The organism is Streptomyces albus subsp. albus (genome assembly GCF_000725885.1).
GTDB classification, from domain to species: domain Bacteria; phylum Actinomycetota; class Actinomycetes; order Streptomycetales; family Streptomycetaceae; genus Streptomyces; species Streptomyces albus.
Genome location: NZ_JODR01000012.1, coordinates 80625 through 99510, shown reverse-complemented (window position 1 = coordinate 99510; position 18886 = coordinate 80625). Strand labels below are relative to the sequence as shown.

The window sequence follows — 18886 nt, the reverse complement described above, 5'->3', positions numbered from 1 at the left end:
GGCCTTCGTGGACGGCCGCGCACCCGCTGGGTGCGCGGCCGTTCGTCTGTCCACCAGCTTTTGCGTACACCCGTACGCATCGTTGTGTACGCTCGTACGTATGGTGTATGTGACGCTGGCGGGCGCGATCCTCGCCGAGGTGCTGGGAACGACGGCGATGAAGTACAGCGACGGCTTCAGCAAGCTGGTGCCCTCGCTGGTGACGGCCGCCGGATACGTCGTGGCGTTCGTACTGCTCGCCCACACCCTCAAGACCATGTCCGTGGGCACCGCCTACGCCATCTGGTCCGGCGCGGGGACGGCGGCCATCGCCCTGATCGGCATGGTCTTCATCGGGGAGGCCGTCACCGCCGCGAAGATCCTCGGGCTGCTCCTGGTGATCTGCGGGGTCGTCGTCCTCAACCTGGACGGCACCCACTGATGGTCCGGCGGTACGACCCCGAGCGGCGCCAGCGGATCATCGACGCGGCCATCCGCATCGTGGAGCTGAAGGGCATCGCCGCCCTCAGTCACCGTGCCGTCGCCGCCGAGGCGAACGTCCCCCTCGGCTCCACCACCTACCACTTCGCGAGCCTCGACGAACTGCTGCTCGCCGCCCTGGAACAGGTCAACTCCGAGCCGCAGACCACCATCGAGAGCTGGGGCAGCCGGCTCTCGAAGGACGTTCCCCTCGCCGACGGGCTGACTGCCGTGCTGGAGGACTACGCCTCCGAAGGGCGCGGACGGATCCGGCTGGAGTACGAGCTGTACCTGGCCGCGCTGCGCCGCCCTCTGCTCCAGCCCGTCGCCGCCGCCTGGCTGGACGACATGGTGACCGTGCTGGCCCGGCACACCCCCGATCTGCCCACCGCCCGCGCCCTGGTCGCGATCATCGACGGCCTGCTGCTCCAGTACCTGCTCACCGACCGGCCCTTCGACCGGGCGGAGGTGCGCGCCGCGCTCGCCCGCGTCCTGGGGGAGCAGGGTGACGCCCCGTGACCGGTCGGTGGACCGGTTCGTCATCCTCCGCCGAATCCGGATAGCGTTCGAGATATGACCGAAGCACCCAACCCCAGCACCACCGGAGCCGTCGCCGCCGGCCTGGCCACCATCGCGGCCGACGGCACCGTCCTGGACACCTGGTTCCCGCAGCCCGAGCTGGCCGCCGAGCCCGGCCCGGCCGGTACGGAACGGCTGAGCGCCGAGCGCGCCGCCGAGCTGCTCGGCGGGGAGGCGCCGCAGGCCCTGGGCGAGGACCCCCGCCGCGGGGTCGAGATCGTGGCCGTCCGCACGGTCATCGCCGCCCTGGACGACAAGCCGCTGGACGCCCACGACGTCTATCTGCGGCTGCACCTGCTCAGCCACCGGCTGGTCAAGCCGCACGGCGTCAGCCTGGAGGGGCAGTTCGCCCACCTGGCCAATGTCGCCTGGACCAACATCGGCCCCGTCCCGGTGGACAAGGTCGAAGAGGTACGGCTCGCCGCCCGGGCCTCCGGCACCTATCTGACCGTCACCAGCGTCGACAAGTTCCCGCGGATGACGGACTACGTCGTCCCCAAGGGTGTGCGCATCGGCGACGCCGACCGGGTCCGCCTGGGCGCCCACCTGGCCGAGGGCACCACCGTCATGCACGAGGGCTTCTGCAACTTCAACGCCGGCACGCTGGGCACCTCCATGGTGGAGGGCCGCATCAGCGCGGGCGTCGTCCTCGGGGACGGCACCGACCTGGGCGGCGGCGCCTCGATCATGGGCACCCTCTCCGGCGGCGGCAAGCAGGTCGTCTCCGTGGGCGCGCGCTGCCTGATCGGTGCCGAGGCGGGCCTCGGCATCCCGCTGGGCGACGACTGCGTGGTCGAGGCGGGGCTCTACGTCACCGCCGGCACCCGTATCACCCTGCCCGACGGCCAGATCGTCAAGGCCCTGGAGCTGGCCGGCGCCGACAACCTGCTCTTCCGCCGCAACTCGGTGACCGGCACCGTCGAGGCCCTGCCGCGCAGCGGCTCGTGGGGCGGCCTCAACGAGGCGCTGCACAGTCACAACTGAGCACCGATCGCGAAGGCCGCGTAACAGCTTGAGCATGCGCATGCCCGCAAGCCATAGGCTTGCGGGCATGCGTGATCTTGGGGCTGGACTGCGGTACTTGGGACAAGGCCAGCGTTGGGTGCTCACCCACGGCAGATGGTTCGGGTTCGGGCTGCTGCCCGCGCTGGTCACCCTCGTCCTCTACGCCGCCGCGCTGACCGGTCTGGCCTTCTGGGCCGACGACATCGCCGCCTGGGCGACCCCCTTCGCCGACGACTGGGGCTCGCCCTGGCAGACGGTGCTGCGTACCGTCTTCGCCGTACTGCTGTGGATCGCCGTACTGATGCTGGCGGTGCTCAGCTTCGCCGCCGTCTCGCTGCTGGTCGGTGAACTGTTCTACGACAAGCTCTCGGAGAAGGTGGAGGAGGACGCCGGAGGGCTGCCCGAGGGCGTCGTGGAACTGTCCCTGTGGCGCGAGCTGTGGCTCGGACTCACCGACAGCCTGTACGTGCTGTGGCGCACCCTGCGCTGGACGGTGCCGCTGTTCCTCCTCGGTTTCGTGCCCGTCGTCGGCCAGACGGTCATCCCCGTGCTCGGCTTCTGCGTCACCGGCTTCTTCCTCACCCTGGAACTGGCGTCCGTCGCCATGCAGCGCAGGGGCATCCCCGTACGGGAACGGCTGGCGATGCTGCGCACCCGGCGGGGGCTCGCCCTCGGCTTCGGGGTACCGCTCGCCCTGCTGTTCCTCGTCCCCCTGGTGGCCGTCTTCCTGATGCCGGGCGCCGTCGCCGGGGCCGCGCTGCTGGTGCGGGACCTGACGGGGACGGACGGGAGGGGGCCGGACTCCCGTGCGCCGGGCCAGCCCCAGCCCCAGCCGCAGCCGCACCTGCAGACGCAGCCGTATCCGCAGGCACACCCGTATCCGCAGGCGCAGGCCGGGCCGCCGCCCTCCCCGGCGCCGGGCGGCTCCGTTCCCCCGCACCAGCGGTAGGCGCCGCGCCCGCGCCGCCCCGGCCGGCGGCGGCGCGGGCCGGCCTGCTCAGCGTCGGCGGATCCGTACGACCGACGGGTCGTGGTCGCTGGTCTGGTCGGCGAACTCGGCGTTGATGTGGACGATGTCGTACTCGGGACGGCCCGCGCCCGGGCTGGTCAGCAGATGGTCCAGCGTCTGCGAGTTGCCGTTGAAGACGTAGCCGTACCGCTCGTTCGCGGGCAGCCGCTCCAGCGGGCTGGTCAGCGCCTTCCCGGAACGCAGCGCGTCCAGCGTGGGCGAGAAGGAGAAGTCGTTGAAATCGCCGCCCGCGACGACGAGGGCGTCCGGGTCCAGTGCCCGGATGTCCCGGACGAAGGCGTTCAGCAGCTTGCCCTGCTCGATGCGCTGCGGCTCCGAGTGCCGGGCGGGCGGCTGGAAGCGGCCCTCCAGCGGCTGATCCCCGTCCAGGTCGCCACCGCCCTTCGAGCTGAAGTGGTTGGCGATCACGAAGACCGTACGGCCGCGGAAGCGGAACTCGCCCGCCAGGGGCTTGCGGCTGGCCCGCCACGCCTCGTCCTGCGGGGCGATCCGGCCGGGCGAGGCCGACAGTGCGGGCCTGCCGTTCTCCTCGACGACCTTCACCGGTGTCGTCGCGTCCCCGCCGGGCCGGTCCACGAACGAGACCCGCTTCGGGTTGTAGAGGAGCGCGACCCGGATGTTGCCGCCGGGCTGGCCGCCGTCCGCCTTGTCGACCGGGTCGATCTGGCGCCACGCGTAGGAGGGGCCGCCCGCCTTCTCGACAGCTTCGGTGAGCAGGGTCATGGTCTCCTCCGCCCCGACCGTGCCGTCGTCCTGCGGCCCGGTGTCGTCCTGCACCTCCTCCACGGTCACGATGTCCGGCGAGGACAGATGGGTGACCAGGCCCTCCGCGAGCCGCCGGAACTTCGCGGGCTCGGAGGCGGGGGAGAGGTTCTCCACGTTGTAGGTGGCCACCGCCAGTTCGTCCGCGCGCTGCTTGCGGGTGCGCTCGCGCTCCAGCTGGTTGTCGCGGTGCGTGCCCAGGGTGGTGGCGCGCAGCGTGTAGCCGCCGAACTGCTCGTAGTCGAGCGGGCCTTCGGTGGTGCCGCGCAGCTCATCGCCCACGTTCGCCCGGGGGAAGGGGCGGGCGTCCAGCGGCAGCAGCGAGGAGACCTTCACCCGGGCGCCGTTCTGGTCGTCGTACGAGCCGTACAGGGTGCCGCCGCGCGGGGTCGGGTTCTGGTGCCGGTCGGTGGTGACCCACAGGTCGTGGTAGCGGCTGGTGGGCCCGGTGACGCGGACATCGCGGACGGCGACCCGCATGCCCTCCAGTGATTCGTACCGGTCCAGCGCGTACCGGCCGGGCCGCAGCGCGAGATCCTCGATGCTGCCGCCACCGGCCCGGGGCGCGTAGGGCTTCGGCACGGAACGCGGGGTGAGCCGGAAGGCACGCGGGAGGGGGCGGCCCGTCCCGACGGTCCGCCAGTCGGCCCGGGTGAGCTCCGTGAGCGACTGGCCGCCTGCCTGCTCGCCGCCCGGGTAGTACTCGCTGACCTGGCCGGAGACCCGCAGGGCGTCGCCGATCGCCACGCCGGGGCTCTCCCGGCCGGTGAAGACGAAGATCCCCTCACTGGTGGCCGGATCACGGTCCGGACGGGGGTCCTGGAGCCAGAACCCGCGGGACGAGCCGAAGTCCCGCACCCCGGTGACGACGCCGGGCACCTCGCTCACGTGCTGCCCCGCGAGGGGGGAGATCCGGGTGGTGCCCTGGATGTCGTGGATGCGCGGGTGCGCCGCGGCGGCGGCCGGTGCCGGGGCGGTGGCCGCCGAGGCGGACAGGGCCGGCAGCGTGGCGCATACGGCGGCGGCGGTCAGTGCCGCGGCCATCCGCAGCCGGGCGGCGCGGCGGCCGGGACCGGACGGGGACGGGACGGACGCCGCCGACGGCGGTGGGGAAGAGGGTGCGGTGCGGGACGGCACGGGTTCCTCCGGGGTGCTGGCGGATGTGAGCGGACACGGGCGGAAGCGAGCGGGTGTGAAGGGGTGCGGAAGGAGCGGACGGGACCGGCGGAGCGGGGTCGGTGAGGCACGGGATGGGCGCGGGACGTCAGCGGCTCGGGGACATGCGTCCGGGCACGGATGCGGCCGGACGCGGGCAGTGTCAACGCGCGTAAAGCATGGCGGGCGAACAGCAGTTGTCAAGGTCGTGACAGAAGGCTGACGGTCCGGGCCGCCGGGACGTCACAGTGACCGTGCACGATTCGGGCGGCGGTGGACACAAGCCGTCTACGCTGGTCCCCGCACCGTCCGGCTCCGCCGTAGGACCCCTAGGAGATGAACCCGCACATGACCGGTGACGACCGTCCCACCCTGCCGCCCGTACGGCTGCCCTCCGATGCCGAACTGGCACGGGACGCGCTGGCCGCACCGCTGCTCGCCCGCGCCGTCGAACTCACCCGCTGGGCGCGGCAGGCCGCGGCGGACGGGGTCCCGGTCGGGGCGGGCGGCGAACTGCTGTCCGAGCAGCTCAAGGACGCCGCCGCACATCTGGGACTGACCGGTGACGAGGACGCCCCGGCGCTCGCCGCGGACGCCTGGGACTTCGCCGTGGACACCGGTCTGCTGCTGGTGGAGGAGGAGATGTCCGAGGCCGGCGGCGGCGAACCGGGGACGGGCGAACCGGGCGGGGACGAGGTCTTCGGACTGGCGACGCCCGACGCCGACCTCGGCGGACTGACCGGTGCCCCCGACGCGGCCGTGCCCGCCCCCGCCGAGATCCTCGACCTGTGGCGCAGCGGCCTGGAGACGGTCCTGGCCGACGCCGCCACGCCCAGCTTCGAAGAGCTGCTCGGCGGCGTCGAGGGCGCGATCGGCGAGGACGGCGAGATCGACCCGGACGCCATCGACCCGGACGCACTCGACTGGGACATGGACGAGGAGAGCGAGGCACTCGACGGCGCCCTGGGCAACCTCTACCTGCTCACGGCCACCGACCCGGCCGTCGGCGCCGGCGCGATGGTGCCGCTGCCCGTGCTGGCCGCCTCCATGATCGTCCCCGAGGGGATGGACGAGCCCACCGACGAGGTGCTGGAAGAGGTCTCCTCGGCGATGATGCGGCTGGACGAACAGTTCCGCATGCTGGCGCCGACCGGGCTGGTGGAGTACCGGCCGGTGGACGAGGCCCTCACCCAGGAGGCGGGCGAGGGCGAGGAGGTCCCCGAGTTCGGCGAACTGGGGGAGGAGGACGTCTCCCGCTACGGCATGGTGCGGCTCACCCCACTGGGGCTGTACGGCGTACGGGAGCGGATGCGGGAGGCGGGCCTCGACGTCCCCGCCGTCGGCGACCTCGCCCACGCCGGGGCCGACCGGCTGCTGGCGGCCCTCCCCGTCTACACCGAGGAGAACGCGCGGCGCGAGATCGAGCTGTGGTTCGCCGCGCGCACCGGGACGGAGGCCGACGCGTCCCAGGATGCGGACGGTGCCGAACGGGATGCGGACGAAGCCCCCGCCCCGGTGGGCACCCTGGGCGCCGCCCGCGAACTGCTGGCGGCGGCACGCGGCACCGACGAGGGAGCACCGGTACGCCGGCTCGCCTGCCAGCAGGCCCTCTCCCTGGCGGGGCACGAGGCCGAACCCGCACTGCGCGAGGTGCTGGACGACCGGCAACTGGGCGGACTGGCCCGCGTCTGGCTCGCCGAGCACGCCACGGGAGAGGTGCCGCAGCCGGACGAGGAGATGGTCTTCTGGCTGACCATCGACACCATCGCCGCCCAGGTCGCCACCACCGGCGAGCCCGAGGAACTGCGCGAGCTGGTGCGGGACCTGGTCGACCAGCACACCGGGTTCTTCGACAAGGCGTGGCGGGTGGACCACCCGGCGACCGCCGATGTGCTGGAGACGATGGGACGGGTGCACCCGGACAAGCACGTCGCCAAGACGGCCCGCAAGGCAGCCTTCAAGGCCCGCTCCCGCTGAATCGGAGCGTGGCTATGCGTTGAACCGGGGCGGCTTCGCGTTGAACCGGGTGCTGGTTTCCCGCTGTGGCGGGGTGCGTCTCCGGGTGGGCCGGGTGCGGTTTTCCCGCTGTGGCGGGGCACGTCTCCCGGCGCGCCGGGTGCACCGGTCCGTATCGCCCGCGACCCGGCGCGCGGGTGGGAGGGCCTGCCCGGTGACGACCACGGCCCCGGCGCGGCGGGGCCACCGGGCTGGGGCCGTCTCGTTGTCGGCGCGGTGTGTCCGTCGCGCCGGGGCTGTCTCGTTGTCGGCGCGGTGTGGATCCGCCGCGCCGGCGACGGCACGGCCGGGTGGGCCGTCTTGCTGCCGATGCCGCCGCGCTGCCGACGCGGCCGTATGCAGGCTGCCGGGCTGGGGGCGTCGTGCCGCCGGTGCGGCCGTGCCGGAACCGCCGCGCTGCCGGTGGGGCTGGGTGGGGGCCGCCGGGCTGGTGTCGTCGTGGTGCCGGTACGGCCGCGCCGGTTTCGTCGCGCTGGCCGGAACGGCCGGGGGAAGTCCGCGCCGTGCCGGGCTGTCGTGCTGTCGGCGGTGCCGGGGCGGGCCGTCGTCGGTGTGGGCCGGTACGGCGGGGGAGCGTCGGCCGCCCTGCCGGAAGAGGGGGCGGCCCTTCGTCGTCCGTTCTGTCTCACATCTCGTCTCGCAGCGCGAGACGAGGGGGTGCGGAATCGGCCATGTCGATTACCGTTGCCCGCATGTCCGGACCCGCGTGCCTGCTGGCGCTCGAACTCACGCTCTTCGCGGCCACCGCGTGGAGCGTGGACGACGCGCTCTGTCGCCGTCCCCACCACTGACGGCGCCCCGCAGGTCGGCACGCCTCTGTGCGTCCATGACCCGTCTCGCTGAGCGAGACGGTCTCTCGGTGCCGTCACCGCTGTCCGTCCCGCCCGCCTCCCGCTCGCACGGAGACCCAGTGACGACCGCTCCCTCTCCCGCACGTACCAGCACGCTGCTGGCCCCCGCTCCCACCCGGCTGCCCGCTCCCGAGGCGCCCGCCGCACCCGCCGTACGCCGGGTGCCGCTCGTCGTCTCCCTGGTGATCGGGCTGGCGCTGACCGGCTACGTCTGGTCGGCGCACGGCACCAAGCCGGGCATTCTGCTGCTGCTCGGCATCGCCCTGGGCGTCGGGCTCTTCCACTCGCGCTTCGGCTTCACCTCGGCCTGGCGGCAGCTGATCGCCGTCGGCAACGGCACCGGGCTGCGCGCGCATGCCCTGCTGCTCGGTACGACCGCCACCCTCTTCGCCCTGGTCATCGGCACCGGGACCGGGTTGTTCGGGGCGGCGCCCGCACCGAGTGCCGGGCCGATCGGTGTCGCCCTGCTGGTGGGCGCCTTCCTCTTCGCCGTCGGTATGCAGCTGGGCGGGGCCTGCGCCTCCGGGACGCTGTTCGCCGTCGGCTCGGGGCAGAGCACCATCGTGCTGACCCTGGGCGGCTTCGTCGTCGGGTCCACCCTCGCCGCCTGGCAGTACGGCCTGTGGAGCGATCTGCCCGCCGTCGACCCGGTGCTCTTCTCCGACCACCTGGGCTGGGCCGGCTCGCTCGCGGTGACGCTGGTGCTGCTGGCGCTCGTCGTGCTGGTCTCGCGCCGGGTGCAGGCGCGGCGCAACCCGCCGCCCATCGGTGTGCCCCCGTCCGCACGAGGCGCGTTGGCGCGGATCGTGCGCGGTTCGTGGCCGCTGGCCGCCGGCGCGTTGGTGCTCGCGGTGCTGGGCGCGGCCGTGCTGCTGGTCTCGGGCGGCGCATGGGGTGTGACCAGCGCGTTCGCACTGTGGGGCTCGAAGCTGGTGGGCGTACTCGGCGGCTCGCCCGAGCACTGGGCGTACTGGCGGCAGCCGGGGCAGGCCCAGGCGCTGTCCGGTCCCGTGCTGGCCGACAAGACCAGCCTCACGGACCTCGGCATCATGATCGGTGCGGCGGTCGCCGCTGCTGCCGGCGGGGTGTGGACCCTGCACAAGGGCGTGGCCTGGCGTACGGCGGGCGCGGCCGTGCTCGGCGGCATCCTGATGGGCGTCGGGGCCCGGCTGGCGGGCGGCTGCAACATCGGCGCGTACCTGGCCGGTATCGCATCAGGTAGCCTGCACGGTTGGATCTGGGGCGCTGTCGCGCTGGTCGGCACCTGGGTCGGTCTGCGACTGCGTCCGCTGGTCGGTCTGGCCAACCCGAAGCCCGGCGACGGCGTCTGCTGAGCCGCCCGGCCCCCCCCGGGGTCCTCGGGCTGCGTCACCCCTGGTCAACTCGGCGTCTGTGTGGCTGTCACGTGTGTGACGCGGCGAGTCCGGCAACCCGGTTCCGGGATCCGCTCGGCCCTTTCCGTACGATCGAGCAGATCCAGCCTTTCGGCCATACGGAACAAAGGGTGTGAATGCCGACGTGACAGAGAGCCCCAAGCGACAACCGGGGGGCAAGGCGGCGGCGGCCCGGCACGTACCGCACGCGGTCGCCGAGCTGCCCCGTCAGGTGCGCGACGAGCTGGTGCGCAGGATGCGGCGCAAGGGCAGGCCGTTCACCAAGGACGACGTGCAGGTCGTCGAAGCGCCCATGCTCAAGCGGGCGGTGTCCGCCTCGGCGCTCGGCAACTGCATGGAGTGGTTCGACTTCGGCGTCTACAGCTACCTGGCCGCCACCATCGGCAAGGTCTTCTACCCCGGAGCCTCCGACGCCGCCCAGCTGCTCGCCTCGTTCGCGACCTTCGCCGCCGCCTTCGTCGTCCGGCCGCTCGGTGGCCTCTTCTTCGGCCCGCTCGGTGACAAACTGGGCCGGCAGAAGGTGCTCGCCGCCACGATGATCCTGATGGCGTTCGGCACCTTCCTGATCGGTTTCATCCCCAGCTACGCCACCATCGGGATCGCCGCGCCCATCCTGCTGCTGGTCGCCCGTATGCTGCAGGGCTTCTCCACCGGCGGTGAGTACGGCGGCGCCACCACCTTCATCGCGGAGTTCTCCCCCGACCGGCGGCGCGGCTTCCTCGGCAGCTGGCTCGACTTCGGCACGTTCGTCGGGTACGCGCTCGGTTCGCTCCTGGTCACGGTGCTCAACCTGGCGCTGACCGACGATCAGATGCTCTCCTGGGGCTGGCGCATCCCGTTCCTGATCGCCGGACCGCTGGGCCTCATCGGTCTGTACATGCGGCTCAAACTGGAGGAGTCCCCCGCCTTCCAGCAGCAGTTGGACGAGCACGACCAGAAGCTCGCGGAGCGGGAGACCAACCGGCACGAGTTCCGCACCATCCTGCGCAGGCACTGGCAGCCGCTGCTCATCTGCATCGGTCTCGTGCTGCTGTACAACGTGACGAACTACATGGTCACCGGCTATCTGCCGACCTATCAGACCGAGGTGCTGGGCAGGGGCGGCACGACCTCCGACATCCTCGTACTGGTCGGCATGGTGTGGGTGGTCGTCCTGATCACCTTCATCGGACGGCTGAGCGACCGGGTGGGCCGGCGTCCCGTCTACCGCTGGGCGGCCGTGGGCCAGATCGTGCTGGCCGTCCCCGCCTTCCTGCTGATCCGCGCCGACGGCTGGCTGCTGCCCGCCCTCGGGGTGCTGATCCTGGCCACGCTGCTGGCCGGGTTCGCCGCGCCCTCGGCCGCCACACTGCCCGCGCTCTTCCCCACGAGCGTGCGCTACGCCGCCATGGGCATCGGCTTCAACTTCTCCGTCGCCGCGTTCGGCGGTACGACGCCGCTGATCACCGAGGGACTGGTCAGTGCGACCGGCAACGACCTGGTGCCGGGCGCCTATCTGATCGTCAGCGGTCTGATCGGTCTGCTCGCCGTACGGTTCATGCCGGAGAGCGCCGGCGTCCCGCTGCACGGTTCGCAGCCCATGGTGAGCACCGAGCAGGAGGCCAAGGACCTGATCTCGACCAGCCAGCAGTTGCAGACGCTCAGCCGGAAGTAGGCGGTCCGCCGCGGCGCCCCGCGGCCGGTGCCGCCCGGTCCCGGAGAGCCGTCAGCAGGACGGCGCCGACACCCACCGCCATCGGCGCCAGCACCAGGACGAGGAGCTGGGACGTCGCGGTCTCGTGCTGCGGGTCGGTGCTCCACATGGCGGTGCAGGCACCGGCCATCGTCAGCCCCACGCAGAAGGCGAGGAAGAGCTGGGCCCGGGCGAGCCTCCGCGCTCCCGCCCGGGTCGCCGGCCGGTTGACGAAGGGCGAGACGGAACGTCCGGGCGGCAGCTCGGAGCCGGGTGTCATCCGCAGCGTCGCGTACGCGGTGCCAGCCATCACCACGAGCATCCCGGCCGGGACGAGGACGGGGAGGAAGACGCTGAACACCGACTTGTCGGCGTACTGGTCCACTCCGTCGCTGCCGAAGTGCTGCGGCACCCGGTCGGGCAGATCGGGGTAGACGACGATCCCCCACACCACCAGGCCGAGCACCACCAGGAACCCCGGCAGCAGCCACAGCCAGGGGAAACGGGTGTCCTCCGCCTTCTGCTGTCCCTCCCGGTGCATGCCGCCCCTCCCCTTGCCGCGTCGGCGCGTCCCCCGCGCCCGGCGGTCCTCCTAGTCGGCTTCGCGGCCCCAGACGAGATGGTTGCCGCCCTGCCATTCGATCACTGATTCGTCGTACAGATCGACAGTAGCGACATCGAGGCCGGCCCGGCTGAGGTATTCGATCAGATCGGTCAGACCGTAGGCGGTGCCCAGCGGCTCGCCGTGTGCGGTGACGTGCCGGCCGCCGCCGGGCAGGGGCGGGTGGACCACTATGACCGAGCTCATGCCTTCCAGGTTGCGCCCCTCCTGGCCACGCTGCACCTCGGCCGCGCCGTCCCCCGCCCCTGGCCGGCCGGGCGTGGGGCGGCAACGGGTGGTGAGGGCCCGGACCGCCCGGCCGCTGGCCGGGCGCGCGCCGTCACCCGTACGGCCGTGACCGAACGGTGTCTCGGCAAAGGAACCGCAAAGCGCGGCTGGTCGTTACCTTCGGCATGACCGCAATGACTCCCGGCTCCAATCTGCCGCTGACCGCGCAGCGCGTGGCGGTGGACGTGACCGCACCCACCAAGCTCGACGTCTCGGCCCTGCTGCTGAGCCCGCAGGGCAAGGTGCGTTCGGACGACGACTTCGTCTTCTACAACCAGCCGACCGCGCCCGGCGTGACCCACAGCAGCGGCGCCGCCGACACCATCACGGTGGAGACCGGAGCCGTTCCCGCCGAGATCGAGAAGGTCGTCGTCACCGCGAGCCTGGACACGCCCGGTGCCACCTTCGCGGGCACGGAGCCCACCGCCACCATCCGGGACGCGGCCGGCGGCACGGTGCTCGCCACCTTCACCCCGCCGCAGCTCGGCTCCGAGACGGCGCTGCTGGTCGTGGAGCTGTACCGCAGGAACGGCGCCTGGAAGGTGCGTGCCGTAGGCCAGGGCTACGCCGACGGGCTGGGCGGGATCGCCACCGACTTCGGGGTGAACGTGGAGGAGCCCGCGGCCCCGGCCGCCGCGCCCGCCGCACCGGCGCCCGCCCCGGCCGCTGCCGCCGCCCCGGCACCGGCCGCTCCCACCGCTCCCGCCGCGCCGGCCTCGGCGCCCGCGGCGCCGGGGAAGATCAACCTGGACAAGGGGCGGGTCAGCCTCCAGAAGAACCAGACGGTCTCGCTGGTCAAGGGCGGCCGGCCGCTGCTCACCTCGGTGCGGATGGGGCTCGGCTGGGAGCCGGTCTTCCGGGCCGGGCGCCGCGCCAAGGACATCGACCTCGACGCCTCGGTGATCGCCTACGACGCCAACCGCAAGAAGATCGACGCCTGCTACTTCGGCAAGCTCGCCATCCTCGGCGGCGTCATCCAGCACTCCGGGGACAACCTCACCGGTGACGGCGCCGGGGACGACGAGGTCATCACTGTCCACCTCGGCGATCTGCCGCCCGAGGTGACGGGGCTGGTCTTCACCGTCAACTCCTTCTCCGGGCAGAAGTTCACCGACGTCGCCAAGGCGTACTGCCGGCTGCTGGACGCCGGCGGCGGGGAGCTGGTGCGGTTCGATCTGACGCACTCCGAGCCGCGGACCGGTGTGCTCATGGCGAAGTTCATCCGGCAGTTCTCCGGGGAGTGGGAGATGACGGCCCTGGGCGAGTTCGTCGACTCGCGCACGGTCCGCGGCATGGTCAAGCCGGGGGCCGCCGCACTGTAGGCGGACGCGCACGAGCGAGCACGGGGGCGGGCCCGGGTGGGGCCCGCCCCCGGCGCGTGGGGCCGCCCGGCCTCCTGCGGTGTGCTGCGGTGACGCGGGGCGGGCGTCAGAAGGCGAAGAGAGGGCCGGTCGCCCGCTGCATCGCGCACGCGTTCGGGTAGGTCTTCCGCCACGAGACGTGCTTCCCCCGGTGGGTGCCCTCGGCGGTGACGGTCACCGGGGCGAACCGCAGGGTGCAGAAGCCGGGTGCGGCGCGCAGTGCGGCCGGGTCGCCGCCTGCCCTGTCGAGTGCCGCGCACGCCTCGGCCGCCCTCGGGTGGCGGCCGTGCGGTACGGGCTCGCACAGCAGACGGACACCGCGGACAAGGGTGTGCCGGGCGTCGGAGACGGTCAGCAGGAGACCGGGCCGCACGGTGGGCTCCGGGACGGGTCTGCCCGTGCCGGGGGCGAGCGGGTGCGCGGCGGCGCTCTGGGCGGTCAGCAGGGGGAGGGCCGCGACGGCGGCGACAACGGTGCCGGCGAGACGCCGGGAGAACGTTCGAGTGTGCATACCCGCACAACGAGGCGGGCCGGGCCGGGGGTACGGCGCCAACTGCGCGTAGGTTGACCCGCGTTGGTCCTGGGGGTTCCCCGCGTGCGGGGCCGCCGCACGCGGGGAACCTTGCTCAGGACTGGGGCCGACGGCCGTGGTTGGCCGCGTTCTTACGGCGGGCCCTCTTCTTGCGCCGACGCTTGGACGACATGGCGACTCCTTTCCGCGGGGCGGTGGGTTTCCTCCGCGTTTCTACCACTTCGTGCGCTCCCTGTCAGACGGCGGCCCCTCTTCGCACCGCCCGCCGGACCGCCGTGCGGCCTCAGCCCAGCGCGGCCCGCATCATCTTCTTCGCGATGGGTGCCGCCAGACCGTTGCCGCTGACCTCGGCTCGGGCCGCGTCGGAGTCCTCCACCACGACGGCCACCGCGACCTGCTTGCCGTCGGCGTTCTGTGCGTAGGAGGTGAACCACGCATACGGGGTGCCGCTGTTGTCCACACCGTGCTGCGCCGTACCCGTCTTGCCGCCGACCGTCATGCCGTCGATCTGCGCGTTGCTGCCGGTGCCCTTCTCGACCACCGTCCGCATCGCGGACCGCAGCTGTGACGCGGTGTCCTGGCTCATCACCCGGTGGCTGTCCGGGTCCTCGAACGACTCCAGTGTGTGCCCGGAGGAGTCCTGCACCCGGGAGACCATGTGCGGATCGACGAGTTCGCCGCCGTTCGCGATGGCCTGGGAGACCATCGCCATCTGGAGCGGCGTCGCGGTGACCTCGAACTGGCCGATGCCGGACAGCCCCGTCTGGGCGGCGTCCATTTTCTTGGGGAAGTTGGAGGTGGCGGCGCGGACCGGGACATCCTGCTTCTCGTCGTCGAAGCCGAACTTCTCGGCCTGCTTCCGCACCTTCCCGGCGCCCAGGTCCGTGGCCAGCTTGGCGAAGACGTTGTTGCACGAGTAGCGCAGCGCGGTCCGCAGGCTGGCGTTCTCGCACGGCGCGGCCTTGTTCTCGTTCTCCAGCGGCGTCGAGGTGCCCTTGAGGGTGTACGGGTCCGGGCTGCGGGTCGGTTCGTCCACGGACGAGTACAGCCCGTCCTCCAGCGCGGCGGCGGCCACGACCAGCTTGAAGGTGGAACCGGGCGGCACCGCCTGGCGCAGCGCGCGGTTGAGCGTCGGCTTGTCGTCGTCCTTGTCGTTGCCGTCCCGCGCGGTCAGCTTCCGCCAGGCCGCGTCGTCGTCCTTGCCGCTGCCGCTGATGGTGGACGGGTCGAAGGAAGGGGTGCTGACGACGCCGAGCAGTTCGCCGCTCTTGGGGTCGACCGCCACGGCGGCGCCCTTCTTGCCACCGAGCGCCTCGAAACCGGCACGCTGCACCTTCGGGTCGATGGTGGTCAGCACATCTCCCGGCTTCGCGGAGTCGCCCGTCAGCAGGTCCAGCGGGCTCTTGAGGCGGTCGTCGCTGCCGTTGAGCACGTCCTGGTAGATGCCCTCCAGCTGGGTCGCGCCGCGCACCTGCGAGGAGAAGCCGGTGACCGGGGCGTAGAGCGCGCCGTCGGTGTACGTGCGCTCGTAGCGCATGTCGCCGCCGTGCGCGGAGCGCTGTGAGCCGGTGACGGGTCTGCCGCCCACGATGATGTCCCCGAACGGCTGTGCGTACTCCTGGATCATGTTCCGTCGGTTCTGTTCGTCGTCCGCGAGCGCGTCGCCCTGCACCATCTGCACCCAGGTGACCCGCACCAGCAGGGCCAGCACCAGGAACAGCGTGACGAGGCCCGCACGCCTGATTGTCCTGTTCATCCCGCAGGAGAACGCGAACGGGCCGGGCGCGGGTTCCTGCGCCGGACGCTTCTCAGGACTTTCTCATCCCGGCTGGTCACCGCCGCCCGGACCGGAGCCGTCGCGCGGGGCGTCCCCGGACCCGTCCCGCGGGGCGTCGCGGGAGCCGCCGTGCGGGGTGCTTCCGGGTCTCTCGCGCCGCGCGCCGTCCCCGGAACCGTCGTGCGGGGCTCTTCCGCTGTCCGCCGCGGTGCGGGCCGAGGCGTCGGCGGTGGCGACGTCACGCGGATAGGTGCGCAGCGCGGGCAGCCCGAGCAGGCTGGCGGCCAGCAGCGGGAGGAGGGCCAGCAGCAGGGTGTACTCCAGGGCGTGCCGTCCGGCGAAGACGTGGTCCGCGACGAAGCCGAACAGTGTCGGGGCCATCGCCTCGCTCAGCGTCCGCAGCACGGTGCGGGTGCCCTCCGCGGTGCCCCACAGCAGGGGCGGCACGATGTCCAGCCGCGCCGCGTCCAGCGGCGGATTCACCGCACCCAGCAGCGCCGTGCCGCCCACCAGCAGCGGCAGCGCCACCGCCAGCGACGTGGTGTGCAGGGCCGGCGCCACCAGCAGCGGCACGCCCAGCAGACAGACGACCGGCACCAGGATCCGGGCATTGAGGTACCCGCTCTCCAGCAGCCGGTCGGCGAACCGTCCGCCCAGCAGCACCCCCGCCACCCCGCCGGCCCCCACCACCAGCACCAGCGACCCGGCGACCGACGTGCTGACGCCGTACTGGTCGGTGGTGAAGACCGTCGCGAAGGCCCGCAGTCCCGCGAAGAAGAAGTAACCGAGCGCCGAGGCGACGATCAGCACCACATTGGTGGGGATGCGGACCACGTACAGCACCAGACGCCAGGGCGGCAGCGTCCGCGGGTCGGTTCGCAGCACCAGCCGCTCGTCGGGTGCCACATCGGCCCGCGCCCTGGCCTGCCGGGCCGGACCGGTGGGCCCCTCGTCATCGGGTGCGCCGGAGTGCCCCGAGAGGCCCTGCTGGCCGCCGCGGGCCGGCTCGGGCAGCCGAACCAGCGCCCAGACCAGGGCGACGGTGGGCAGCACCAGCCACCAGAACGCGTACCGCCAGCCCAGTGTGCTGCCGACCACCCCCGAGATCGCGAACCCCAGCGCCGTGCCGAACAGCTCCCCGCCGACGACGAAACCCAGCATCCGGGCGCGCCGCCGGGCGGGGAAGAAGTCCCCGACCAGCGAGTTGACGGCCGGGCCCGAGCTGGCCGTGACCGCGCCGAGGAACGCCCGCGAGACCAGCAGCCACCCGTAGGAGACCGCCGCACCCGAGGCGAGCATCGCCAGCCCCCACAGCGTCGCGGTGACGGCCAGCAGACGGGTGCGCGGCACCCGGTCGGCCAGCAGCCCGAACGGCACCGTGCAGGCCGCCCCGACGAAGGCGACCACTGACACCAGCAGCCCGATCGCGGCGTACCCGATGCCGAAGGCGTCCTGGAGCGGGCCCGCCATCGCCGAGACGGTTCCCTTGTCGGCGCCGTCCAGCGCGAGCACCGAGGCCATCGTCAGCACGCTGCGGGCCGCGGCACGGTCACCGAAGAGGCGTTCCGTCCGCTTCCGGAGACTGCCGCTCACAAAAGGCACGTGTCTCCTATGTCACCCCCGGCACCCGCGTAAAACAGCGGGCCGCCGGCATCGGGGCGGGGCGGCGTGGCAGGAGTCCCGGCGGACCGCTCCGCTGGGATAATGACCAGCCCCTGAGGGAGGTGCGGGCGTGTCAGGTCGGTGGCCGGCCTTGAAACAGCGTGCGGAGCGGTCCCTGGGCGGACGCCTGTGGCGGCACGGCACCGATTTCGAGCTGATGCGCCGTGCCATGGCCTTCGGCACCCTCGGCTTCGTCTCGATGGTCCCGCTGCTGATCGTGGTCGCCGCCCTCGACCCGGTCCACCACGCGGGGTTCGAGGAGTGGATCGTCAACGGGATGGGGCTGGAGAACCGGTCGGCCTCCCGCGCCGTGCACCGGCTCTTCTCCGCCCCGCAGCAGGTCATCAGCACCACCAGCGTGCTCAGTGCCGTCCTGCTGGGGGTGTTCGGACTGAGCTTCGCGGCCAGTGTGCAGAGCAGCTACGAACTGATCTGGGCGCTGCCGCCCGGCCGCTGGCACAAACTGTGGCGGCAGGGCGTATGGCTCGCCGCGCTGACCGCCTTCCTCTTCGCCGAGGTGGAGAGCGAGGCGGTCCTGCGCAACGGTACCGCCGAGATCGTCACACGGGTGGCGCTGACCGTCGTCTTCGGGGTGCTGTTCTTCTGGTGGGGGCAGTACCTGCTGCTCGGCGGCCGGGTGCGGTGGTCGGCGCTCTTCCCGGGCGCGGTGGCCACCATGGTGGGCCTCGCCGGGCTGCGGGTCTTCTCCTACCTCGTCTTCTCGCCGCTCATCATCAGCAGCACCAAGACCAACGGCCCCGCCGGGACGCTGCTGATCGTCCAGTCCTGGCTGATCGGTGTCGGCTTCGTCGTCCTGGGCGGCCCGCTGGCCGGCCACAACTTCCACATGTGGCGCGTCCACCACCGGGACCGGCAGCGCAAGGCCGCCGGCCGGGCCCGGCGCTAGAGCGGACCAGGGCCCGGCGCACCCCCGTCAGGCGCCGGCGCCGCCGTCGACCGGCAGGATCGCGCCGGTCACGTACGAGGCCCGGTCGCTGAGCAGCCATGCCGCCGCCTCGGCGATCTGCCGGGGCTCGGCCATCCGGCCCAGCGGGATCGCCGCGGTCATCCGCTCGACGATGCCGGGAGTCGCCGCCTCCCAGGTGTCGATCATCTCCGTGGAGGTGCCGCCCGGGGTGATGCCGTTGACCCGGACGCGGTCACCGGCCCAGTTGACCGCCGCGGTTTCGGTGAGGCTGTTGAGCGCGCGCTTCATGGCCCCGTAGGCGGGCAGGGCGGGGTTCGCGCGGCGGCTGCCGATGCTCGACGTGTTGACGATCGCCCCGCCGCCGCCCCGCCGCATGAGTGCCGCCTCGGCGGTCATGGCGGTCCACTGCGCACGGAAGTTCACGGCGAACTGCTCGTCGATGTCCTCGTCGGCGGTGGTCTCGACCGGACCGAACCGCCGCTGGGGCACCGCGCCGTTGTTGAAGGCGCCGTCCAGCCGTCCGTGCAGCTCCTCGACGCGGTCGACGGCGGCGCGGACGCTCGCGGAGTCGGCGAGGTCCATGGTGACGGCGTCGGCCGCCCCGCCGTCCGTACGGACCTCCTCCACGATGCGGCCGAGGGCGCCGGTGCTGCGGGCGGCGAGCACGACGGCGGCGCCCTCGGAGGCGAAGAGCCGGGCCGCGGCGGCCCCGATGCCGCGGCTGGCTCCGGTGATGAACAGGACCTTGCCGGTGAGCAGGCCGATGGGTGCGCTGTCGGCGGTGTTCGTGCGGTTCGTCATGGCAGCAGCCTCC

At 72.6% G+C, this 18886-nt stretch carries 17 protein-coding genes; 9 read left to right on the top strand and 8 right to left on the bottom strand.

The genetic code is table 11. The features are described from left to right. The first annotated feature begins 100 nt into the window (after positions 1-100). From IO40_RS0115135 to IO40_RS0115120, 4 genes are all read left to right on the top strand, one after another. Positions 101-421: a DMT family transporter gene (locus IO40_RS0115135; protein ID WP_016468183.1), complete on the top strand. Its 321-nt coding sequence runs from the start codon at positions 101-103 to the stop codon at positions 419-421. After that, positions 421-978 carry a TetR/AcrR family transcriptional regulator gene (locus IO40_RS0115130; protein WP_016468182.1) on the top strand — a complete coding sequence of 186 codons (558 nt, stop codon included), beginning with the start codon at positions 421-423 and terminating at the stop codon, positions 976-978. Before IO40_RS0115135 ends, IO40_RS0115130 begins: the two co-directional genes overlap by 1 nt. 54 nt (positions 979-1032) lie before the next feature. Next, positions 1033-2022 carry a 2,3,4,5-tetrahydropyridine-2,6-dicarboxylate N-succinyltransferase gene (gene dapD / locus IO40_RS0115125; protein ID WP_016468181.1) on the top strand — a complete coding sequence of 330 codons (990 nt, stop codon included), beginning with the start codon at positions 1033-1035 and terminating at the stop codon, positions 2020-2022. Positions 2023-2089: 67 nt separating this feature from the next. Further along, entirely contained in the window at positions 2090-2992 is a 903-nt protein-coding gene (locus IO40_RS0115120) for an EI24 domain-containing protein (RefSeq protein ID WP_031175546.1), read from the top strand. Between the two features lie 48 nt (positions 2993-3040). Here the strand turns inward: IO40_RS0115120 and IO40_RS0115115 are convergent, their stop codons facing one another. Then, on the bottom strand, positions 3041-4879 hold the full coding sequence (locus IO40_RS0115115; RefSeq protein WP_030408651.1) for an endonuclease/exonuclease/phosphatase family protein: 1839 nt from the start codon (positions 4877-4879) through the stop codon (positions 3041-3043). Between the two features lie 459 nt (positions 4880-5338). Here IO40_RS0115115 and IO40_RS0115110 point away from each other — a divergent pair, with 459 nt between their 5' ends. From IO40_RS0115110 to IO40_RS0115095, 3 genes are all read left to right on the top strand, one after another. Beyond that, positions 5339-6967, top strand: coding sequence for a hypothetical protein (locus IO40_RS0115110; protein ID WP_031028601.1), 1629 nt, complete (start codon positions 5339-5341; stop codon positions 6965-6967). 949 nt (positions 6968-7916) lie between these two features. Continuing rightward, entirely contained in the window at positions 7917-9191 is a 1275-nt protein-coding gene (locus IO40_RS0115100; protein WP_016468176.1) for a YeeE/YedE family protein, read from the top strand. Between the two features lie 172 nt (positions 9192-9363). Further along, the gene (locus IO40_RS0115095) at positions 9364-10905 is read left to right on the top strand and encodes an MFS transporter (protein ID WP_016468175.1); all 1542 of its coding nucleotides are present in this window, start codon (positions 9364-9366) and stop codon (positions 10903-10905) included. Here the strand turns inward: IO40_RS0115095 and IO40_RS0115090 are convergent. Then, on the bottom strand, positions 10892-11464 hold the full coding sequence (locus IO40_RS0115090) for a DUF1648 domain-containing protein (RefSeq protein ID WP_031028600.1): 573 nt from the start codon (positions 11462-11464) through the stop codon (positions 10892-10894). The two genes, IO40_RS0115095 and IO40_RS0115090, sit on opposite strands and share 14 nt — an antisense overlap. A gap of 51 nt (positions 11465-11515) precedes the next feature. Beyond that, on the bottom strand, positions 11516-11731 hold the full coding sequence (locus tag IO40_RS0115085; RefSeq protein ID WP_031028599.1) for a hypothetical protein: 216 nt from the start codon (positions 11729-11731) through the stop codon (positions 11516-11518). 206 nt (positions 11732-11937) lie between these two features. Between IO40_RS0115085 and IO40_RS0115080 the strand changes: the two genes are divergently transcribed. After that, entirely contained in the window at positions 11938-13134 is a 1197-nt protein-coding gene (locus IO40_RS0115080; protein WP_030408657.1) for a TerD family protein, read from the top strand. A gap of 106 nt (positions 13135-13240) precedes the next feature. On the opposite strand, the gene IO40_RS0115075 is transcribed toward IO40_RS0115080, so the two are convergent. The 4 genes from IO40_RS0115075 to IO40_RS0115065 all read right to left on the bottom strand — a co-directional run bounded on the left by IO40_RS0115075 (position 13241) and on the right by IO40_RS0115065 (position 17075). Next, the gene (locus IO40_RS0115075; RefSeq protein ID WP_016468170.1) at positions 13241-13684 is read right to left on the bottom strand and encodes an SSI family serine proteinase inhibitor; all 444 of its coding nucleotides are present in this window, start codon (positions 13682-13684) and stop codon (positions 13241-13243) included. A 115-nt stretch (positions 13685-13799) separates the two neighbouring features. Further along, positions 13800-13877 carry a 50S ribosomal protein bL37 gene (locus tag IO40_RS39810; RefSeq protein WP_374117516.1) on the bottom strand — a complete coding sequence of 26 codons (78 nt, stop codon included), beginning with the start codon at positions 13875-13877 and terminating at the stop codon, positions 13800-13802. A 111-nt stretch (positions 13878-13988) separates the two neighbouring features. Then, entirely contained in the window at positions 13989-15461 is a 1473-nt protein-coding gene (locus IO40_RS0115070; RefSeq protein WP_016468169.1) for a peptidoglycan D,D-transpeptidase FtsI family protein, read from the bottom strand. A 63-nt stretch (positions 15462-15524) separates the two neighbouring features. Continuing rightward, on the bottom strand, positions 15525-17075 hold the full coding sequence (locus IO40_RS0115065; RefSeq protein ID WP_051173452.1) for an MFS transporter: 1551 nt from the start codon (positions 17073-17075) through the stop codon (positions 15525-15527). Between the two features lie 160 nt (positions 17076-17235). On the opposite strand from IO40_RS0115065, the gene IO40_RS0115060 reads away from it, so the two are divergent. Further along, positions 17236-18051 (top strand): YihY/virulence factor BrkB family protein, encoded by an 816-nt coding sequence (locus IO40_RS0115060; protein WP_041968933.1) that lies wholly within the window; start codon positions 17236-17238, stop codon positions 18049-18051. 27 nt (positions 18052-18078) lie between these two features. Here IO40_RS0115060 and IO40_RS0115055 read toward each other — a convergent pair whose 3' ends face one another. Further along, positions 18079-18873 carry an SDR family NAD(P)-dependent oxidoreductase gene (locus IO40_RS0115055; RefSeq protein ID WP_031028598.1) on the bottom strand — a complete coding sequence of 265 codons (795 nt, stop codon included), beginning with the start codon at positions 18871-18873 and terminating at the stop codon, positions 18079-18081. Between the last annotated feature and the right edge of the window lie 13 nt (positions 18874-18886).

What these genes read in the sequence shown, in the direction of transcription:
- IO40_RS0115120 (WP_031175546.1), top strand. Translation starts at nt 2,090, where the DNA reads ATGCGTGATCTTGGGGCTGGACTGCGGTACTTGGGACAAGGCCAGCGT.
- IO40_RS0115080 (WP_030408657.1), top strand. Translation starts at nt 11,938, where the DNA reads ATGACCGCAATGACTCCCGGCTCCAATCTGCCGCTGACCGCGCAGCGC.
- IO40_RS0115130 (WP_016468182.1), top strand. Translation starts at nt 421, where the DNA reads ATGGTCCGGCGGTACGACCCCGAGCGGCGCCAGCGGATCATCGACGCG.
- dapD (WP_016468181.1), top strand. Translation starts at nt 1,033, where the DNA reads ATGACCGAAGCACCCAACCCCAGCACCACCGGAGCCGTCGCCGCCGGC.
- IO40_RS0115055 (WP_031028598.1), bottom strand. Translation starts at nt 18,873, where the DNA reads ATGACGAACCGCACGAACACCGCCGACAGCGCACCCATCGGCCTGCTC.
- IO40_RS0115075 (WP_016468170.1), bottom strand. Translation starts at nt 13,684, where the DNA reads ATGCACACTCGAACGTTCTCCCGGCGTCTCGCCGGCACCGTTGTCGCC.
- IO40_RS0115070 (WP_016468169.1), bottom strand. Translation starts at nt 15,461, where the DNA reads ATGAACAGGACAATCAGGCGTGCGGGCCTCGTCACGCTGTTCCTGGTG.
- IO40_RS0115110 (WP_031028601.1), top strand. Translation starts at nt 5,339, where the DNA reads ATGACCGGTGACGACCGTCCCACCCTGCCGCCCGTACGGCTGCCCTCC.
- IO40_RS0115090 (WP_031028600.1), bottom strand. Translation starts at nt 11,464, where the DNA reads ATGCACCGGGAGGGACAGCAGAAGGCGGAGGACACCCGTTTCCCCTGG.
- IO40_RS0115085 (WP_031028599.1), bottom strand. Translation starts at nt 11,731, where the DNA reads ATGAGCTCGGTCATAGTGGTCCACCCGCCCCTGCCCGGCGGCGGCCGG.
- IO40_RS0115135 (WP_016468183.1), top strand. Translation starts at nt 101, where the DNA reads ATGGTGTATGTGACGCTGGCGGGCGCGATCCTCGCCGAGGTGCTGGGA.
- IO40_RS39810 (WP_374117516.1), bottom strand. Translation starts at nt 13,877, where the DNA reads ATGTCGTCCAAGCGTCGGCGCAAGAAGAGGGCCCGCCGTAAGAACGCG.
- IO40_RS0115115 (WP_030408651.1), bottom strand. Translation starts at nt 4,879, where the DNA reads ATGGCCGCGGCACTGACCGCCGCCGCCGTATGCGCCACGCTGCCGGCC.